The organism is Bisbaumannia salifodinae, from assembly GCF_055388505.1.
Genome location: NZ_AP043781.1, coordinates 2,070,906 through 2,089,124 on the forward strand (window position 1 = coordinate 2,070,906; position 18,219 = coordinate 2,089,124).

Consider the following 18,219-nt stretch of genomic DNA (forward strand, 5'->3'; position numbering starts at 1 on the left):
GCGGCTGCTGGCCAAAGTGATCCGTCGATTGCGCGGTGATCTATCACTTTGATAGTTATCGACTATCCACTCGAGAGTCTGCCAAGTCGGGGTCCCGGTGGTATCATCTTCCCGATGATTTACGACCCAAGGTTTCAGGAGAATTTCGTGTCTCAGTTCGATTATGACCTCTTCGTCATCGGCGCCGGCTCCGGCGGCGTTCGCGCCGCTCGCACCGCGGCGGCCAGCGGCGCCCGGGTGGCGGTGGCCGAGGATCGCTACCTGGGGGGCACCTGCGTCAACGTCGGCTGCGTCCCCAAGAAGCTCTACTCCTATGCGGCCCATTTCCATGATGCCTTCGAGGACAGCGCCGGCTTCGGCTGGCGCCTGCCCGAGGCGCCGCGCTTCGACTGGGCCACCCTGCGTGACAACAAGATCGAAGAGATCAAGCGCCTCAACGGCATCTATGGCCGCCTGCTGGAGGGCGCCGGGGTGCGCCTGATCAACGGCCGCGCCAGGGTGCTGGATGCCCAGCGTGTCGAGGTGGCCGGCGAGGTGATCCGCGCCGAGAAGATCCTGGTGGCCACCGGCGGCTGGCCCTGGGTGCCGGACTTCCCCGGCAAGGAGCATGCCCTGGATTCCAACCGGGTCTTCGACCTGGAGGCCTTCCCCCGGCGCTTCCTGGTGCTGGGTGGCGGCTATATCGCCGTGGAGTTCGCCAGCATCTTCAACGGCCTGGGCAGCGAGACTCACCTGGTCTACCGCGGCGAGCTGTTCCTGCGCGGCTTCGACAACGAGGTGCGGGAGTTTACCCGGGACGAAATGGCCAAGAAGGGCGTCAACCTCCATTTCGAGACCAATATCGAGCGCATCGACAAGGAGGGTGAGGTCCTCAAGGTGATGCTGACCAGCGGCGAGGTGCTGGAAGTGGATGCGGTGCTGGCGGCCACCGGGCGCAAGCCCAACCTGGCCGGCCTGGGTCTGGACGAGCTGGGCGTCGAGCTCAATGACGACGGCACCCTCAGGGTCAACGAGCGCTTCGAGACCTCGGTGCCTTCGCTGCTCGCCCTCGGCGATATCACCGGCGGCCCGGAGCTGACCCCGGTGGCCCTGGCCGAGGCCATGCAGATGGTGCAGGCCCACTTCGGCGAGGGCACCCCCAAGCCGCTCGACTATGACAAGATCGCCACCGCGGTCTTCTGTCATCCCAATATCGGCACCGTGGGGCTCTCGGAAGAAGCGGCCCGCGAGCAATGCGGCGCCATCCGCGTCTATCGCACCGACTTCCGGCCCATGAAGCACACCCTCTCCGGCAGCGAGGAGCGCTGCCTGATGAAGCTGATCGTCGATGACGAAAGCGACGTGGTGGTGGGGGCCCATATGGTAGGCGAGGAGGCCGGTGAGGTGATCCAGGGCATCGCTATCGCCGTGCGCGCCGGCTTGACCAAGGCCGACTTCGACGCCACCGTGGGCATTCATCCCACCGGTGCCGAGGAGTTCGTGACCCTGCGCAGCGTCAGCCGTCGCTATCCCGACTAAGCGTTAGCCTTGTCGTCATCGCGGCGTCATCCGCCGCCGGCATGCTGAAGGCCATCCCTTGGGGGTGGCCTTCGTCGTGTCTGGGCGGCGATGATGGTCGCTCGGGAGAGGACTAAACTGAAAGACGATGGGCGCCCCGCCCAGGGATCATAACCACGAATTATGGATAAGCTCAGCGATGATAAGGCCCATTTTGATTTACGCATAAATCCTTGTTATCGTATTGGGCGAATTCGCCAATAGCGAACTATAACCATGAACGTATCGACGCATCCCTTCACCCCCTCCGCCGATCTGGCCCGCCCCAGCGTGGCCGATGCCGTGGTGGGCAATCCCCAGTCACCGCTGTTTATTCGCAAGCCCAACCCGGACGACGGCTGGGGCATCTACGAGCTGGTCAAGGCGTGCCCGCCGCTGGACGTGAACTCCGCCTACGCCTACCTGCTGCTGGCCACCCAGTTCCGCGACACCTGCGCGGTGGCCACTAACGAGGAGGGCGAAATCGTCGGCTTCGTCTCCGGCTACGTGAAGAGCAATGCGCCCGACACCTATTTCCTGTGGCAGGTGGCCGTGGGCGAGAAGGCCCGTGGCACCGGCCTGGCCCGTCGCCTGGTCGAGGCGGTGATGCACCGCGAGGAGCAGGGCGAGGTGCGCCACCTGGAGACCACCATCACGCCGGACAACGAGGCGTCCTGGGGGCTCTTCACCCGCCTGGCCGATCGCTGGCAGGCGCCCCTCAATAGCCGTGAATACTTCTCCACCGATCAGCTCGGTGGCGAGCACGACCCGGAAAACCTGGTGCGTATCGGCCCCTTCCAGCCGGCGCATATCTAAGTTCCCGTCTTTGTGATGGCGTCGACAGCCTGATCGGCGCCATTTCCTCTATTTATTCCCGATTCGCTAGGAGATCCTATGCAAACCCAGATTCTCGAACGCATGGAATCCGATGTTCGTACCTATTCCCGTTCCTTCCCGGTGGTCTTCACCAAGGCCCAGGGAGCACGCTTGACCGCCGAGAATGGCAAGGAGTACATCGACTTCCTGGCCGGTGCCGGCACCCTCAACTATGGCCACAACAACCCCAAGATCAAGCAGGCGTTGCTCGATTACCTGGCCTCCGATGGCATCGTCCATGGCCTGGACATGTGGACCGCAGCCAAGCGTGACTACCTGGAGGCCCTCGATGAGGTGATCCTCAAGCCGCGCGGCCTGGACTACAAGGTGCATCTGCCGGGTCCCACCGGGACCAATGCGGTGGAAGCCGCCATTCGCCTGGCGCGGGTGGCCACCGGTCGCCATAACATCATCTCCTTCACCAACGGCTTCCATGGCGTGACCATGGGGGCCCTGGCCACCACCGGTAACCGCAAGTTCCGCGAAGCCACCGGCGGTATCCCCACCCAGGGGGCGGCCTTCCTGCCCTTCGATGGTTACCTGGGCGAGGCCGTGGATACCCTCGATTACTTCGAGAAGCTGCTGGGCGACAACTCCAGCGGCCTCGACCTGCCCGCCGCGGTGATCGTCGAGACGGTGCAGGGGGAGGGCGGCATCAACCCCGCCGGCCTCGACTGGCTCAAGCGCCTGGAGCGGATCTGCCGCGATCACCAGATCCTGCTGATCATCGACGATATCCAGGCCGGCTGTGGCCGTACCGGCAAGTTCTTCAGCTTCGAACACGCCGGCATCACCCCGGATATCGTGACCAACTCCAAGTCGCTGTCCGGCTATGGCCTGCCGTTCGCCCATGTGCTGATGCGTCCCGAGCTCGACAAGTGGAAACCGGGCCAGTACAACGGCACCTTCCGCGGCTTCGCCCTGGCCATGGTCACCGCCGCCGCCGCGCTGCGTACCTACTGGAGCGATGACACCCTCGAGCGCGACGTTCAGCGCAAGGGGCGCATCGTCGCCGAGCGCTTCCAGCAGCTGGCCGACTACCTGGGCGAGAAGGGCATCCCGGCCTCCGAGCGCGGTCGCGGCCTGATGCGCGCCCTGGACGTGGGCACCGGCGAGCGCGCCGACAAGATCACCGCCGAGGCCTTCCAGCGCGGCCTGGTGATCGAGACCAGCGGCCATGATGGCCAGGCGGTCAAGTGCCTGTGCCCGCTGACCATCAGCGATGAGGACCTGCTCGAGGCCCTGGATATCATCGAGGCCAGCGTCAAGGCGGTCTTCTGATCGGCGCCAATCCGCCCCTGACATCTTCCGGGCGCCCGGCGAGGGCGCCCGTCATCGTCACAGCATGAGGATTTCTCCATGATCGTTCGCAATCTCGAAGAAGCTCGCAAGAGCGATCGCCTGGTCAAGGCCGAGAACGGCAACTGGGACAGCACCCGCCTGAGCCTGGCCGAGGATGGCGGCAACTGTTCCTTTCATATCACCCGCATCTATGAAGGGACCGAGACCCATATCCACTACAAGCACCACTTCGAGGCGGTCTACTGCATCGAGGGTGAAGGCGAGGTGGAGACCCTGGCCGACGGCAAGATCTGGCCGATCAAGCCGGGCGATATCTATATCCTCGACCAGCACGATGAACACCTGCTGCGTGCCTCCAAGACCATGCACCTGGCCTGCGTCTTCACCCCGGGACTGACCGGCAAGGAGGTGCACCGCGAGGACGGCTCCTATGCGCCGGCGGACGACGAGGCCAACGATAGCCAGCCGCTTTAAGAACGAGGGCGGTGAGTCATTGGAGCCCCCGGCAGTCATGTCGGGGGCGTTGTGCATCTCGTCCAAGGATCGGGCTACGGTCGGCGGGGTTTAGGTCACTCTAATAGTTCGCATAATGTATATTATGTTAAATCGTATCTGCCAGCGACTCTCCCGCAAGATCATCCTGACCGCTTAACGCCCCCCCCATTCCCCCCGCGCATTGACAGGCCTCGCCGCTCTGTCATGATGTGGTCGCCGTTTCCGGGAGACGCCGACACCGATCAGAACGTCTTGAGTGTCTCTCCTCGCGCAGGCATGGACAGCCGCGCCCGGCGCTTCGTATTATCCGCAACCATCGCAGCCCCAACGAAACGGTACGCCCCGTATATAGGACACATTTCCGACTCATGTTCTCTTCGCCGCGATTTCGACGCCCGCCTTTCTCCTCGTCGACCCGGTTGGGCCTGGCCGGGATTGGCCTCTCCCTGCTGCTCGGTGGCTGCGCCCAGCAGCCGGCTCCCGATCCCGGGCCGCCGCCCGTCAGCGCCGAGGCCTTCGAGACACGTATCGCGTCCCTGGAGTCGCGGCTGGTGGAGCGTTGCGAGACTCGGCTGGATTGGCAGGATCGCCAGGCCCGACTGGGCCGCTACCTGCTGGCCGATATTCGCGTGCTGGGAGACCGCCTGCACGAGATGCAGGATGCCCTGGATCGCCGCGAGGCGCCGCCTCGACCGATCACCCAGTGCGAGGGAGTCGACAGTTCGCAGCTGGATGGCATGCAGGTACTGGGGCGCGCGGAATGGGTCGGTCTGCCGGAAGTGGGCACCTACCTCAAGGCACGGGTGGATTCCGGTGCCAATACCTCCTCCCTGTCCGCCCGGGAGATCACGCCCTTCGAGCGGGACGGCCAGGACTGGGTGCGCTTCAAGCTGGGGCTCAACGAGGATGACGTGGTGGTGGATGGCGTGCGGGATGCCTGGATCGAGGCCCCGGTGGAGCGCCGGGTGCGGATTCTGCAGGCCGTCGGTAGCAATTCCCGCCCGGTGGTGAGCCTGCTGATGACCCTGGGGCCGATCCGCCAGCCGGTGGAGTTCACCCTCAATGATCGTAGTCACCTCAATTATCCGGTCCTGTTGGGGCGCCGTTTCATGATGGATATCGCGGTGATCGATGTGGCCGAGAGCTATCTGCACCCCCGGCCGGAATACGCCGGCGGGCGTCCCGCCGATGAGGCCGCCGCCGACGAGGCGTTGGACCAGGACGACAGCGAACTCTAGGCGTTTGAAGTCGCCTGACCCGCGTTAATTCCCCGGCCGTGGCCCTGCCCCCGGCCGGGATGCATAAGGAAGCCTCCGCCATGTCGCGACTGCCCTTCTATCTGCTGGTGAGCCTGCTGATGCTGGTCGGCATCGGTCTCAGCCTGCACCGCCATCTGCAATTCGACGTGCCCTGGTTCCCCGGCGAGCAGCGCCAGGTATGGGAGATCGAGGCCCAGATCAATCTCACCGCCCGGGGCGAGCCGGTGATCGTGGACATGGCCCTGCCGGACCATCAGCAGGGCTATCGCCTGCTCACCGAACATACCGCCTCCTCCGGCTATGGCCTGGCGTTTCGCGAAGAGAACGGGGGGCGCCGTGCCCAATGGACCATTCGCGAGGCCAGCGGCCCCCAGCAGCTCTACTATACGGTACAGATGCTGACGGCCCCCGACGCTCGTGGTCCCCTGCAGGAGCCACCGGCCCTGCCCCGCCAGATTCTCTGGGAACGCCCCTTCGATACCGCGGCGCGTCAGGTGATCGAGCGCGCCTGGGCGCGCAGCGCCTCGCCGCATACCTTCGCCCGGGAATTGATCCGCGACATGTCCGGCGAGCGCCAGGGCGAGAATGCCCGGCTGCTGCTCACCCAGTTCGAGCGAGCGCCCCTGCTGGTACGCTTGCTCAATGAGGCGGGCATCGCCGCCCGGGAAGTCAGCGGGCTATACCTGGAGGACGGTCGCCGCCGCCAGAACCTCTCCTCCTGGATCCAGGTCTTCGATGGCGATGATTGGGCGCTCTTCCAGCCGGAGACGGGCGAACAGGGACGCCCCGATGACCTGCTGCTCTGGGAGACCGCCGGCCAGGCCGTGCTGGAAGTCCAGGGCGGCAGCAACTCCCGGGTCAGCTTCTCGATGCTCACCCACAACCAGCCGGCGGCCTCGGCGGTGCGCAGCCAACTGGCCGACGATACCCTGCTCAACTTCTCCATCCATAGTCTGCCCCTGGAGGAGCAGGCGCTGTTCCAGACCATCCTGCTGATTCCCATCGGCGCCCTGGTGGTGGTGCTCCTGCGCATCCTGGTGGGGATCAAGACCTCCGGCACCTTTATGCCGGTGCTGATCGCCCTGGCCTTTATTCAGACCAGCCTGCTTACCGGCCTGATCGGCTTCCTGCTGGTGGTGGCCGTGGGCCTGGTGATTCGCAGTTATCTCTCCCATCTCAACTTGCTATTGGTGGCGAGAGTGTCGGCGGTGATCATCACGGTCATCGCCATCATCTCCATCTTCTCGGTGCTCTCCTACCGCTTCGGCCTCAATGCCGGCCTGACCATCACCTTCTTCCCGATGATCATCCTCGCCTGGACCATCGAGCGGATGTCGATCCTGTGGGAGGAGGAAGGCCCCAAGGAAGTGCTGATCCAGGGCGGCGGCAGCCTGCTCACCGCGGTACTGGCCTACCTGGCCATGAACAATCCCTGGATCCGCCATGTCACCTTCAACTTCCTGGGGCTGCAGCTGGTGCTGATGTCGCTGATCCTGCTGGCGGGTAACTACACCGGCTACCGCTTGCTGGAGCTGCGCCGCTTCAAGCCGGCGGCGGAGGATTGATCATGACGGCGTCGACCTCGAGCCTGCTGAGCTGGGCGTTGGCCTGGACCAGCCCCGGTCGCCTGAGGGCCAAGGGCATCATCGGCATGAACCGCCGGAATATCCGCTATATCGGCCGCTACAATGATCGCCATCTCTACCCGCTGGTGGACGACAAGCTCAAGACCAAGCTCCTGGCGGAGCGGTATGGCATCACCACCCCGGCACTGATCGGTACCGTGACCACCCAGTTCGGCGTCAAGCAGGTGGCGGCCTTGGTCGAAGAGCGGCCGGGCTTCGTGATCAAGCCCGCCAAGGGCAGCGGCGGCAAGGGTATTCTGGTCATCGAGGGGCGCGATGGTGAGGCCTACGTGAAGCCCAGCGGTGCCCACCTGAGTCGCGAAGACCTGGAGCGGCATGTCTCCAATATTCTCTCCGGCCTCTACTCCCTGGGCGGCTCGCCGGACGTGGCGGTGATCGAGGATCTAATCCATTTCGAGGAGTCCCTCACCGAATACACCTACGAGGGGGTGCCGGACATCCGCGTCATCGTCTTTCGCGGCTACCCGGTGATGGCCATGATGCGCCTCTCCACCGCGGCCTCGGATGGCAAGGCCAACCTCCACCAGGGCGCCGTGGGGGTGGGCCTGGATATCGCCAGCGGCACGGCACTGCGCGGGGTCCAGTTCGACCGCCCGCAGGCCAGCCACCCGGACACCGGGCATGAGCTGGCCAGCCTGAGGATCCCCAGTTGGACGACCCTGCTGACCCTGGCCGCCGGCTGCTATGAGATGACCGGTCTCGGTTACCTGGGCACCGATATGGTGCTCGACCGGCGCCATGGCCCCATGCTGCTGGAGCTCAATGCCCGTCCCGGCCTGGCGATTCAGATGGCCAATGGCGAGGGCCTGCGTGAACGCCTGGACCTGATCGAACGGCAACCGGCCGGGGTCTCGGTGGCCGAGCGAGTGGCCTTCGCCCAGCACCACTTCGCCCGTCGCTCCGAGCTGCCGGAGCCCAGCACGGTGCCGGCCTGACTCCGTCGCCCGAACGGGCGGCCTTCGCCCGTCGCTCCGGGCTTCCGGCGCCCGGTACGGTGCCACCCCGACAGCCGCCGCCAGGCTGTCGGGGCGTCCCGCCTCTGGTAGACTGTTGACTGGTATCGACAGGACAGTTTTTCATGCCCCATTCCCGACAACTGCTCGAGCGGGCCGAGCAGCAGTGCCAGACCAGAGGCGTACGCTTCACGCCCATCCGGCGCCGCGTGCTGGCATTGATCGCCGACTCCCCGGGTGGCCTGAAGGCCTACGACCTGCTGGATCGGCTCGCCCTGGAGCATGCGGCGGCGCGTCCGCCCACCGTCTATCGGGCCCTCGACTTTCTGATCGAGCAGGGCCTGGTGCATCGCATCGAGTCCCTGAATGCCTATGTGGCCTGCCCTTGCCCGGAGCATGCCCATGGCTTCCAGCTATTGATCTGCCGCCACTGCGGCCGCGTCGAGGAGCTGCATCTGGATGATCTCGATGCCCAACTGGCGGGCCGCGCCCGGGAACTGGGCTTCCGCGTCGAGCGCCAGACCATCGAGCTGCTGGGCAGCTGCGACGATTGCCGCCACGCCAGGGCCGAGGAGGCGCCGACCCTGGAGGCGAGTCAGGGTTAGCCCCATCGCCGCCCACCCCATCCTAATCATGAGAATCCCATGAGCGAGCTTTTCAAGGCGCTGGAGCGCGCCCCCCTGGACACCACCGAGTCGACCGCGCGGCTGCTGGATGCCGTGGCCTGGAATGAGGCCGGCCTGATCCCCGCCATCGCCCAGCAGCACGACAGCGGCGAGGTGTTGATGATGGCCTGGATGAACCGCGAGGCCCTGGAAGAAACCCTGCGCAGCGGGCGGGTCTGCTACTGGTCACGCTCCCGGGGCAAGCTGTGGCGCAAGGGCGAGACCTCCGGTCAGCAGCAGCACCTCAAGGCCGCCGCCCTGGACTGTGACGGCGATACCCTGCTGCTGCAGGTCGAGCAGACCGGCCCCGCCTGCCACACCGGACGCCGCCACTGCTTCTACGTGACCCTGGATGCCGATCAGGCGCGCATCGCCAGTGAGCCGCTGATCGACCCCGACGCCCTCTACGCCAAGGGCAAGGCGTAAGATGCACCGCCTGGCCGGTGGGCTCGCCGCGCTGTCACGCGGCCTGATTGACCCGGCAAGCCGCTTGCTGGGCGGGCTAATGATCGGCCTGGTGCGCATCTACCAGTGGGGCATCAGCCCCCTGCTGGGCCCCCGCTGCCGCTACTGGCCCACCTGTTCCCACTACACGGTGGAAGCCCTGCGGGTGCATGGCCCCCTCGCGGGCGGCTGGCTCGCCCTGCGGCGTATCCTGCGCTGTCACCCCGGCGCCGAGGGGGGCATCGACCCGGTGCCCGGCGGGCCAAGCGAGCGGCTGTGTCGCGAGGATCCCGAGCTCGATGAGCACTTTCGTCCCCGCGACGACGCCTGCCGCCACCACTAAGCCCCTCCCCTCGCCGCCCTGTAGTAGCCCGCTACCACCTCACCCGCTCATCACTATGCCAGAGTGATTCCCTCCGCGTGCGCCGGAGAATCCCATCACAAGATAGCCAAGAGGAGTGACGCCATGTCTGCCAAACGACTGCTGCTGTTGTGTGGAGATTTCGTCGAGGACTACGAGATTATGGTGCCCTTCCAGGCCCTGCAGGCGGTGGGCTATCGGGTCGATGCGGTCTGCCCCGACAAGGTCGCCGGTGACACCGTGGCCACCGCCATCCACGACTTCGAAGGCGACCAGACCTATACCGAGAAGCCCGGCCACCGCTTTGCCCTCAATGCCGATTTCGCCGGCGTGACGGCGGACGATTATGACGGCTTGGTGATTCCCGGTGGACGCGCCCCGGAGTACCTGCGCTTGAACGAGAAGGTCATCGCCCTGGTGCGCCACTTCTTCGACACCGACAAGCCGGTGGCGGCGATCTGTCACGGCGCCCAGCTGTTGGCCGCCGCCAGGGTGCTGGAGGGGCGGCGCTGTGCCGCCTACCCGGCCTGCCGTCCCGAGGTGGAGCTCGCCGGCGGTCACTATGCCGATATCGCCGTGGATGCCGCCGTTACCGATGGCCGCCTGGTCACCGCGCCGGCCTGGCCCGCCCATCCCGACTGGCTGGCGCAATTTATGGCCGCGCTGGGGGCGCGGCTCGCCCCCTGAGCGCTCCCCTTGTGTCACCGGGCCAGGGGCGCCATTCTGGTGGCCTTGGCCCACCAGCAAGGGAGGCAAGTGACATGTGCAGACTCTTTATTGGTGCCGATCCGAGTCTATGGGAGGCGCAGACCCGCTCGCTGCGCCTGGACGGGGTGTCCACCAGCGTGCGCCTGGAGCGCTTCTACTGGGAGGTGCTGGAGGAGATCGCCCGCCGCGATGGCCATAGTCTCGCTCGGCTTATCGGCCGGCTCTCCCGGGAGTGCGACGAGGCCGGCCATGACCAGGGCGGTTTCGCCTCCTTCCTGCGGGTCTGCTGTGGGCGTTACCAGGCCCTGCGGCTGGCCGGAGAGATCCCCGCCGAAGGCGCCATCGCCGACCTGGATGCCGAGGCGATCCTGGCCCGGGAGCGGCAACGCAGAGCGCCTGCGCAGCAATACGCCGAGGCCTAGCCGGTATCGTTGCTCACTTGATAAGGCCAGAATTCAGGCGGCGGCCCGCTCGGCCACCTCATAGATGCGTCCCAGCATGGCATGCAGGCCGTTGCTGCGGGTCGGCGACAGATGCTTGTCGAGCCCCAGGGCGGCGAGGAAGTCGGGCTGGGTGTCGCGGATCTCCGCCGGCGGACGGTCGCTGTAGATGCGCAGCAGCACGGCGATCAGCCCCGAGACGATGGCGGCGTCGGAAATGGCGTCGAAGTGCAGGCGCCCTTCCTCCAGCCGGTGGCGCATCCACACATTGGATTGACAGCCCTGGATCTTGTGCTCGTCACGCTTCCACTCGTCGGGGAAATCGGGCAGCTGCTTGCCCAGGTCGATAATGTACTGGTAGCGATCCATCCAGTTATCGAACAGTTCGAACTCTTCCAGCAGCTCCTGCTGCGCCTGTTCGGCGGTGGTGTCGATGCTCATGGAAACTCCTCGCGGGTTATGGCCCCATTATACAGGCTACTCCCCCGGCTCGTCCGCCCTGCCCTGGCCTGGGTTATCCTGTTTCTGGTCGAGCCCATGGCGCGCCTGCTGGCGATGCCACTCCTCGGCCTCGGCATGCAGGTAGCGGGCTGTGGTGTCCAGGCGGGCATGCCGCGCCGTGGCCGCCAGGTAGCGCAGCTCCACGCCGGCCTGGGCCTGGTGGGTCAGGGCGGTGTGGCGCAGCCAGTGAGGGGTGGCGCGACGCAACTGGCGGGCGCCCAGCGGATCCCCCTGGGCCTCCAGGGCCTCGGCCCCCGCCGCGAAGCTCTCGCGTATCAGCCGATAAAGCCGGTTGTCACCCAGGCCGCGGCGCCCGTCCAGGCTACGCAGGAGCGGCTCGTCTTCCTCCGGTAGCGGCTCGGGGGGCAGCCCCAACTGGGCTCGCCAGTCGCCAAGCAGGTCGAGCATATCCGGCGGCACCGGGATCACCGCCCGCTTGCTCCCCTTGCCGATCACTTCCCACCACCAGCGCCCCTCCCGACGCCGAAAGTCGCCCATGCGGGCGCCGCTGATCTCGGCGATCCGCGGGGCCAGCAGGTAGGCGAAACCGAAGACGAACCGCCGGCGCTGCCACTCGAAGCGCTGGCGTGGCGTGGCGGGCTCCGCCGGCGGGCGATTGAGCCACGCCCAGAACCAGGCCCAGAGGGGCCGCTCCAGGTAGCGCTCGATGCTGGTCTGGCGATTGTCCAGGCGGCGGCGCTTGTCGCGCATCAACCGGAAGGGGTTATGGGCGACCCAGCCCGCCTCCGCCAGCCAGGCGAAGAGTCCCTGGAGGATCACCAGGCTCTGGCGACGGCTGGCCGGCGACAATGGGCCGCGAAAGGGTCGCCACTCGGGCGAGCGCCGCGAGCGCGGCGGCCCGATCCACGCCTCCTGGGGGCGCGGATCGCCGAGGAAGGCCTCGAAGGCGTCGAGATGCTCCCGACGCACCTTCTTTAGGCGCAGCCCCTGCTCATCGAGCCACAGCAGCAGCCGCTCCGCCTCGCGGCGATAGGCACGCCAGGTCTGGGGGCTGGCCCGATACTCGGTGAGCCATAGGCCCACCGCCTCGATATCGCTCTCGGCACCGATATGGACGCCCGTCGAGACGCCCTCGGGAGCCTCAGGAAGCACTTCCCCGCCCCGTGCTAGCGACTCCAATGCCAGTAATGGCTCCCCTGCCCCGAACAGTTCTCCCTCTTGTTCAACCACTTATGGCTCCCTGCTGACAGCTTGGCGCTTGGCGCTTGGCTGTCCAGTATCCCCGCATAAGGAAAAGAAAATCAAGATAAGCCGCGTAATCATGACTTTATCTATTATTTAATAAATAAAATTACGTATTACGTAATATGTAAAAAGGCTTCCCAAGCGCCCAGCGAGCCGCTAAGCTGCGCCCAGGCCGTCCCAGGCGGCGCCCGGAATCGACAGGAGAGACGAGATGGCACGAAGCGGCGTGCAGTATGAGGATGTGCAGCGGGCCATCGACACCCTGCTGCAACGCCAGGAGACCCCCAGCGTGCAGAAGGTGCGGGAGGTGCTGGGCACCGGCAGCTTTACCACCATCAGTGACCACCTGCGGGAGTGGCGTGCCCGCCGCGAGACCAATCGCGATCTTCCCCCCACCCAGGCCCTGCCCGAGGCCCTGCAGAGCGCCATGAGCGAGCTCTGGGCTTCGGCCCAGGAGAGTGCCCACCAGGCCCTGAGCCACTATCGCGAGGAGGCGGACCGTCGCGTGGCCGAGGCTCAGGAGATGGCTGGCCAGGCGCGGCGCGAGGCGGAGGATGCCGCCCAGCGGGAGTCGGCCCTGGCCGAGCAGCTCCATCGTGCCCAGGCACGCCTGGAAGAGTTGGGTGCCCTGGCCTCGCGGGTGGAGGCCGAGCGGGATCAGGCCCGAGAGGCCGAGCAGCGGCTACGTCAGGAACGAGAAAGCCGGCAGGCGGAGCTGGCGCAGCTGAGAGAGCGGCTCGAGACCCGGGAGGCCGCCCACCAGCAGGCCCTGGCCGAGCAGGCCGCGGCGCATCGCCAGCAACTGGCCCAGGAGGAGCAGCGTCACGAGGCCGCCGAATCGCGGCTGATGGCGCTGCTCGACGAGGCGCGTCAGCAGCGTCAGGCCGACGACAAGCAGCACCGGGAGCGGCAGCAGCGCCTGGAAGCACGCCTGAGCCGCCTGGAGAGCCAACTGGAAGAGCAGCGAGGGCTCGCCGCCGAGGCGGAGAAGGCGCGGCAGGAGGCTCAGCAACAGGCCGACCGGGCAGGGCAACAGCAGCAGGCCGAAGCGCAGGCCAGGCGCGTCGGGGAAGAGCGTCTCGAGGCCCTGCTGGATGCCCGGGGGAGCGAGAATGCGGCCCTCAGGGGGCAGTTGGAGGTCTTGCAGGGAGAGCTTGCGGCGCTACAGGCCCGGCTGGCCGAGCGCCCCCTGCCGCCCTTCGTCTGCTAGGTGATGGGGGATTAACGTGGCGCCATAACGCACTAAGGCCGCCCGGTGGGCGGCCTTAGTGGAGGGAGCGCGGGGTAACCGCGGTTAGCGGTAGTAGGCCTGGCTGGTATCCGTATGGTCGGTCACGTCGCGGATCCCGACGAGTTCGGGAACGCGTTCCAGCAGGGTCTTCTCGACGCCCTCCTTGAGGGTCAGGTCCACGGCGGCACAGCCCTGGCAGCCGCCGCCGAAGGCCAGCACCGCCACCTTCTCCTCGGTCAGCTCGACCAGCTTGATTTCGCCGCCATGGGCGGCCAGGCCCGGGTTGATCTCGCTATAGAGGACGTAGTTGATGCGGTCCTCCAGGGGGCTGTCGGCGTTGACCTTGGGCATCTTGGCGTTGGGCGCCTTGATGGTCAGTTGCCCGCCCATGCGGTCGGCATTGAAGTCCACCACCGCCTCGTCGAGGAATGCCAGGCTGTGCTTGTCCAGGTAGACGACGATCTTGTCGAGCTCCAGCCGCTCGTCGCTGGGCTCCTCCTCCCCGGGGCGGCAGTAGGCCAGGCAGGTCTCGGCATAGGGGGTACCGGGCTGGGTGATAAAGATGCGCACCGCGATGCCCTCGACATTCTGCTTTTCCAGCAGCTCGGCGAGGTACTCCTGGGCGCTATCGGTGATCTGGATGCTCTGGCTCATGGGGCAAGAATCCTGGTAGGCACGGTCATGATGCCATCCATGGTAAGGAAAACTCCCTGGCGACACAATCCCGAGCTTTTTACTGGGGTATAGCCAGCCTCTGCTTCCCACCCCTGCCCGCGGCGGCCAGGATTCTGATAAGATAGCGGGTCGCGCGAGCCCCCGGTGGCTTCGCCGCCCGGACAGAAAAAAGACGCTGGAACCGCTGGAGACGACCCCCGACCATGGCTGCCCCGAACGCCCGTATCGCTACCCTCCTGGATACCCTGACGCGCCGCATCCTGATTCTCGATGGCGGCATGGGCACCATGTTGCAGAACGCCAGCCTCGACGAGAGCGATTTTCGCGGCACACGCTTCGCCGACTGGCCCAGCGACCTCAAGGGCAACAATGACCTGCTGGCGCTGACCTGCCCCGACCTGGTGGGCCGTATTCACCGGGAGTACCTGGAGGCCGGCGCCGAGATCGTCGAGACCAACACCTTCAACAGCACTCGCCTCTCCCAGGCCGACTACGGCATGGAGGAGCTGGTCCCCGAGCTCAACCGGGAGTCGGCGCGCCTGGCCCGCGAGGTGTGCGACGCCGTGGCCGCGGAGTCCGGGGTGCCCCGCTACGTGGCCGGGGTGCTGGGCCCCACCTCGCGCACCGCCTCCCTGTCGCCGGACGTCAATGACCCGGCCAAGCGCAACGTCACCTTCGACGCCCTGCGCGAGAACTACTACGAGGCCGCCGAGGCGCTGATCGAGGGCGGCAGCGACCTGATCCTGATCGAGACCATCTTCGATACCCTCAACGCCAAGGCGGCCATCTACGCCCTGGAGGAGCTCTTCGAGGCCCGTGGCGAGCGCCTGCCGGTAATGATCTCCGGGACCATCACCGATGCCTCCGGGCGGACCCTCTCCGGCCAGACCACCGAGGCCTTCTGGAACTCGATCCGCCATGCCCGGCCGCTCTCGGTGGGCCTCAACTGCGCCCTCGGCGCCGAGGAGCTGCGCCCCTACCTGGAAGAGCTCTCCAACAAGGCCGACACCTTCGTCTCCGCCCACCCCAACGCCGGCCTGCCCAACGAGTTCGGCGAATATGACCAGACCCCCGAGGAGATGGCGGCCATCGTCGCCGAGTTCGCGGCCAGCGGCCTGGTCAATATCATCGGCGGCTGCTGCGGCTCGACCCCCGAGCATATCCGCGCCATCGCCGAGGCGGTGCGCGAGACCGCCCCGCGGGTGGTGCCGGAGCGCCCCCGGGCCTGCCGCCTGTCGGGGCTGGAGCCCTTCAACATCGAGGCGGATTCGCTGTTCGTCAACGTCGGCGAGCGCACCAATGTCACCGGCTCGGCACGCTTCAAGCGGTTGATCGTCGAGGAAGACTTCACCACCGCCCTGGAGGTGGCCCTGGAGCAGGTGGAGAGCGGCGCCCAGGTCATCGATATCAATATGGACGAGGGCATGCTCGAGTCCGAGGAGGCCATGGTGCGCTTCCTCAACCTGATCGCCGGCGAGCCGGATATCGCCCGGGTGCCGATCATGATCGACTCCTCCAAGTGGGAGATCATCGAGGCGGGGCTCAAGTGCGTGCAGGGCAAGGCGGTGGTCAACTCGATCTCGATGAAGGAGGGCGAGGACGCCTTCCGCGAGCAGGCCACCGTCTGCCGGCGGCACGGTGCCGCCGTGGTGGTGATGGCCTTCGACGAGGTCGGCCAGGCGGACACCTTCGCCCGCAAGACCGAGATCTGCGAGCGCGCCTACCGCATCCTCGTCGATGAGCTCGACTTCCCGCCGGAAGACATCATCTTCGACCCCAATATCTTCGCCATCGCCACCGGCATCGAGGAGCACGACAACTACGCCGTCGACTTCATCGAGGCGACGCAGTGGATCCGCGAGCACCTGCCCCATGCCCTGGTCTCCGGCGGCGTCTCCAACGTGTCGTTCTCGTTCCGCGGCAACAACCCGGTGCGCGAGGCGATTCACTCGGTGTTCCTCTACCATGCCATCCGCGCCGGCCTGACCATGGGCATCGTCAATGCCGGCCAGCTGGCGGTCTACGACGACCTGCCGGAGGAACTGCGCGAGGCGGTGGAGGACGTGGTGCTCAACCGCCGCGCCGACGGTACCGAGCGCCTGGTGGACCTGGCCGACAAGTACAAGGGCGACGGTTCCGGCGGCGCCAAGAAGGAAGACCTGGAGTGGCGCTCCTGGCCGGTCAACAAGCGCATCGAGCACGCCCTGGTCAAGGGCGTCACCGCCTATATCGAGGAGGACACCGAGGAGGCCCGGGCCGCCGCGGCGCGCCCCATCGAGGTGATCGAGGGGCCGCTGATGGACGGCATGAACGTGGTCGGCGACCTGTTCGGTGCCGGTAAGATGTTCCTGCCCCAGGTGGTCAAGTCGGCGCGGGTGATGAAGCAGGCGGTGGCCTACCTGATCCCCTTTATCGAGGCCGAGAAGAGCGAGGAGACCCAAGCCAAGGGCAAGATCGTCATGGCCACGGTCAAGGGCGACGTCCACGATATCGGCAAGAATATCGTCGGCGTGGTCCTGCAGTGCAACAACTACGAGGTGATCGACCTCGGCGTCATGGTGCCCGCGGAGAAGATCCTGCAGACCGCCCGGGAAGTGAACGCCGATATCATCGGCCTCTCCGGGCTGATCACCCCGTCGCTGGACGAGATGGTGCATGTGGCCAAGGAGATGCAGCGCCAGGGCTTCACCCTGCCGCTGCTGATCGGCGGTGCCACCACCTCCAAGGCGCATACCGCGGTGAAGATCGAGCCCGGCTACGAGCATCCGGTGATCTACGTCACCGACGCCTCCCGGGCCGTGGGGGTGGCCGGCAAGCTGCTCTCCCCGGGCCTCAAGGAGGCCTATGTGGCGGAGATCCGTGCCGAGTATGAACAGGTCCGCGAACGTAACGCCAAGCGCCGCCCCAAGGCCGCCGACCTCTCCTATGCCGAGGCGCGGGCCCGCAAGTTCGCCATCGACTGGGCCGGCTATACGCCGCCGGCGCCCCGCACCCCTGGCCTCACCGCCTTCGACGACTACGACCTGGCGGAGCTGGTGGAGCGCATCGACTGGACGCCCTTCTTCATGAGCTGGCAGCTGGCCGGCAAGTACCCGAAGATTCTCGACGACGAGGTGGTGGGCGAGGCCGCCCGCAGCCTCTTCGACGATGCCCAGAAGATGCTCGCCAAGTTGATCGACGAGAAGCGCATCCAGGCCCGGGGCGTGATCGGCCTGTGGCCGGCCAACAGCGTCGACGACGACGTCATCGAGGTCTATGCGGACGAGTCGCGCACCCGGGTGGTCGAGCGGCTGCACCATATTCGCCAGCAGATGACCAAGAACCGCGACGGCGTCTGCTACAGCCTGGCCGACTTTATCGCCCCCAAGGCCAGCGGCAAGCCGGACTGGATCGGCGGCTTCGCGGTCACCGCCGGCCACGGCGTGGAAGCGCTGAGCAAGGCCTACGAGGCCGCCGGCGACGACTATAACGCCATCCTGGTCCAGGCGCTGGCCGATCGCCTGGCGGAGGCCTTCGCCGAACGCATCCACGAGCGGGTGCGCAAGGAGTACTGGGGCTATGTGCCCGAGGAGACCCTCGACAACGACGCGCTGATCGCCGAGAAGTACCAGGGCATCCGTCCGGCGCCGGGCTACCCCGCCTGTCCCGACCATACCGAGAAGGCCACCCTCTTCCGGCTGCTCGACGCCGAGACCCACAGTGGCCTGGCGCTCACCGAGAACTTCGCCATGTGGCCGGCGGCGGCGGTGGCCGGCTGGTACTTCGCCCACCCCCAGTCGAAGTACTTCTCCACCGGCAAGATCACCCGTGATCAGGTCGAGGCGCTGGCCGAACGCAAGGCCATGTCGCTGGCGGAGCTGGAGCGCTGGCTGGCGCCGGTGCTCTCCTACGACCCCGCCTGAGCCGCCGCGGCCCGCCGAC

17 protein-coding genes are annotated in these 18,219 nt (G+C 66.5%); 14 read left to right on the forward strand and 3 right to left on the reverse strand.

The genetic code is table 11. The features are described 5' to 3' along the window. Positions 1-147: 147 nt before the first annotated feature. From gorA to ACZ5EF_RS09420, 12 genes are all read left to right on the forward strand, one after another. The gene (gorA, locus tag ACZ5EF_RS09365; protein ID WP_346062421.1) at positions 148-1,518 is read left to right on the forward strand and encodes a glutathione-disulfide reductase; all 1,371 of its coding nucleotides are present in this window, start codon (positions 148-150) and stop codon (positions 1,516-1,518) included. A gap of 255 nt (positions 1,519-1,773) precedes the next feature. Beyond that, complete coding sequence (gene ectA, locus ACZ5EF_RS09370) at positions 1,774-2,352, forward strand: diaminobutyrate acetyltransferase (protein WP_346062420.1); 579 nt, start codon at positions 1,774-1,776, stop codon at positions 2,350-2,352. A gap of 78 nt (positions 2,353-2,430) precedes the next feature. Beyond that, on the forward strand, positions 2,431-3,693 hold the full coding sequence (gene ectB / locus ACZ5EF_RS09375; protein WP_346062419.1) for a diaminobutyrate--2-oxoglutarate transaminase: 1,263 nt from the start codon (positions 2,431-2,433) through the stop codon (positions 3,691-3,693). A 78-nt stretch (positions 3,694-3,771) separates the two neighbouring features. Then, positions 3,772-4,188 carry an ectoine synthase gene (locus ACZ5EF_RS09380; protein WP_346062418.1) on the forward strand — a complete coding sequence of 139 codons (417 nt, stop codon included), beginning with the start codon at positions 3,772-3,774 and terminating at the stop codon, positions 4,186-4,188. 389 nt (positions 4,189-4,577) lie between these two features. Further along, a complete protein-coding gene (locus tag ACZ5EF_RS09385) occupies positions 4,578-5,447 on the forward strand; it encodes an ATP-dependent zinc protease family protein (RefSeq protein WP_346062417.1) in 870 nt (289 codons plus the stop codon). Positions 5,448-5,527: 80 nt separating this feature from the next. Further along, on the forward strand, positions 5,528-7,033 hold the full coding sequence (locus ACZ5EF_RS09390; protein WP_346062416.1) for a UUP1 family membrane protein: 1,506 nt from the start codon (positions 5,528-5,530) through the stop codon (positions 7,031-7,033). A gap of 26 nt (positions 7,034-7,059) precedes the next feature. After that, positions 7,060-8,049: an alpha-L-glutamate ligase-like protein gene (locus ACZ5EF_RS09395; RefSeq protein ID WP_346062505.1), complete on the forward strand. Its 990-nt coding sequence runs from the start codon at positions 7,060-7,062 to the stop codon at positions 8,047-8,049. Between the two features lie 143 nt (positions 8,050-8,192). Beyond that, complete coding sequence (locus ACZ5EF_RS09400) at positions 8,193-8,672, forward strand: transcriptional repressor (protein WP_346062415.1); 480 nt, start codon at positions 8,193-8,195, stop codon at positions 8,670-8,672. A 39-nt stretch (positions 8,673-8,711) separates the two neighbouring features. Next, positions 8,712-9,158: a phosphoribosyl-AMP cyclohydrolase gene (hisI, locus tag ACZ5EF_RS09405; protein ID WP_346062414.1), complete on the forward strand. Its 447-nt coding sequence runs from the start codon at positions 8,712-8,714 to the stop codon at positions 9,156-9,158. 1 nt (position 9,159) lies between these two features. Beyond that, entirely contained in the window at positions 9,160-9,519 is a 360-nt protein-coding gene (yidD, locus tag ACZ5EF_RS09410) for a membrane protein insertion efficiency factor YidD (RefSeq protein ID WP_379729778.1), read from the forward strand. Between the two features lie 123 nt (positions 9,520-9,642). Then, positions 9,643-10,224, forward strand: coding sequence for a DJ-1/PfpI family protein (locus tag ACZ5EF_RS09415; protein ID WP_346062413.1), 582 nt, complete (start codon positions 9,643-9,645; stop codon positions 10,222-10,224). A gap of 74 nt (positions 10,225-10,298) precedes the next feature. Continuing rightward, a complete protein-coding gene (locus ACZ5EF_RS09420) occupies positions 10,299-10,667 on the forward strand; it encodes a ribbon-helix-helix domain-containing protein (RefSeq protein ID WP_346062412.1) in 369 nt (122 codons plus the stop codon). 33 nt (positions 10,668-10,700) lie between these two features. On the opposite strand, the gene ACZ5EF_RS09425 is transcribed toward ACZ5EF_RS09420, so the two are convergent. Both ACZ5EF_RS09425 and ACZ5EF_RS09430 read right to left on the reverse strand, forming a co-directional pair. After that, complete coding sequence (locus ACZ5EF_RS09425; RefSeq protein WP_346062411.1) at positions 10,701-11,126, reverse strand: SufE family protein; 426 nt, start codon at positions 11,124-11,126, stop codon at positions 10,701-10,703. Between the two features lie 36 nt (positions 11,127-11,162). Further along, positions 11,163-12,299, reverse strand: coding sequence for a tyrosine-type recombinase/integrase (locus tag ACZ5EF_RS09430; RefSeq protein ID WP_346062410.1), 1,137 nt, complete (start codon positions 12,297-12,299; stop codon positions 11,163-11,165). Between the two features lie 304 nt (positions 12,300-12,603). Between ACZ5EF_RS09430 and ACZ5EF_RS09435 the strand changes: the two genes are divergently transcribed. Further along, positions 12,604-13,602 carry a DNA-binding protein gene (locus ACZ5EF_RS09435; RefSeq protein WP_346062409.1) on the forward strand — a complete coding sequence of 333 codons (999 nt, stop codon included), beginning with the start codon at positions 12,604-12,606 and terminating at the stop codon, positions 13,600-13,602. A gap of 84 nt (positions 13,603-13,686) precedes the next feature. Here ACZ5EF_RS09435 and nfuA read toward each other — a convergent pair whose 3' ends face one another. Beyond that, on the reverse strand, positions 13,687-14,277 hold the full coding sequence (gene nfuA, locus ACZ5EF_RS09440) for a Fe-S biogenesis protein NfuA (RefSeq protein WP_346062408.1): 591 nt from the start codon (positions 14,275-14,277) through the stop codon (positions 13,687-13,689). A gap of 224 nt (positions 14,278-14,501) precedes the next feature. Between nfuA and metH the strand changes: the two genes are divergently transcribed. Further along, entirely contained in the window at positions 14,502-18,200 is a 3,699-nt protein-coding gene (gene metH, locus ACZ5EF_RS09445; protein ID WP_346062407.1) for a methionine synthase, read from the forward strand. The last annotated feature ends 19 nt before the right edge of the window (positions 18,201-18,219 follow it).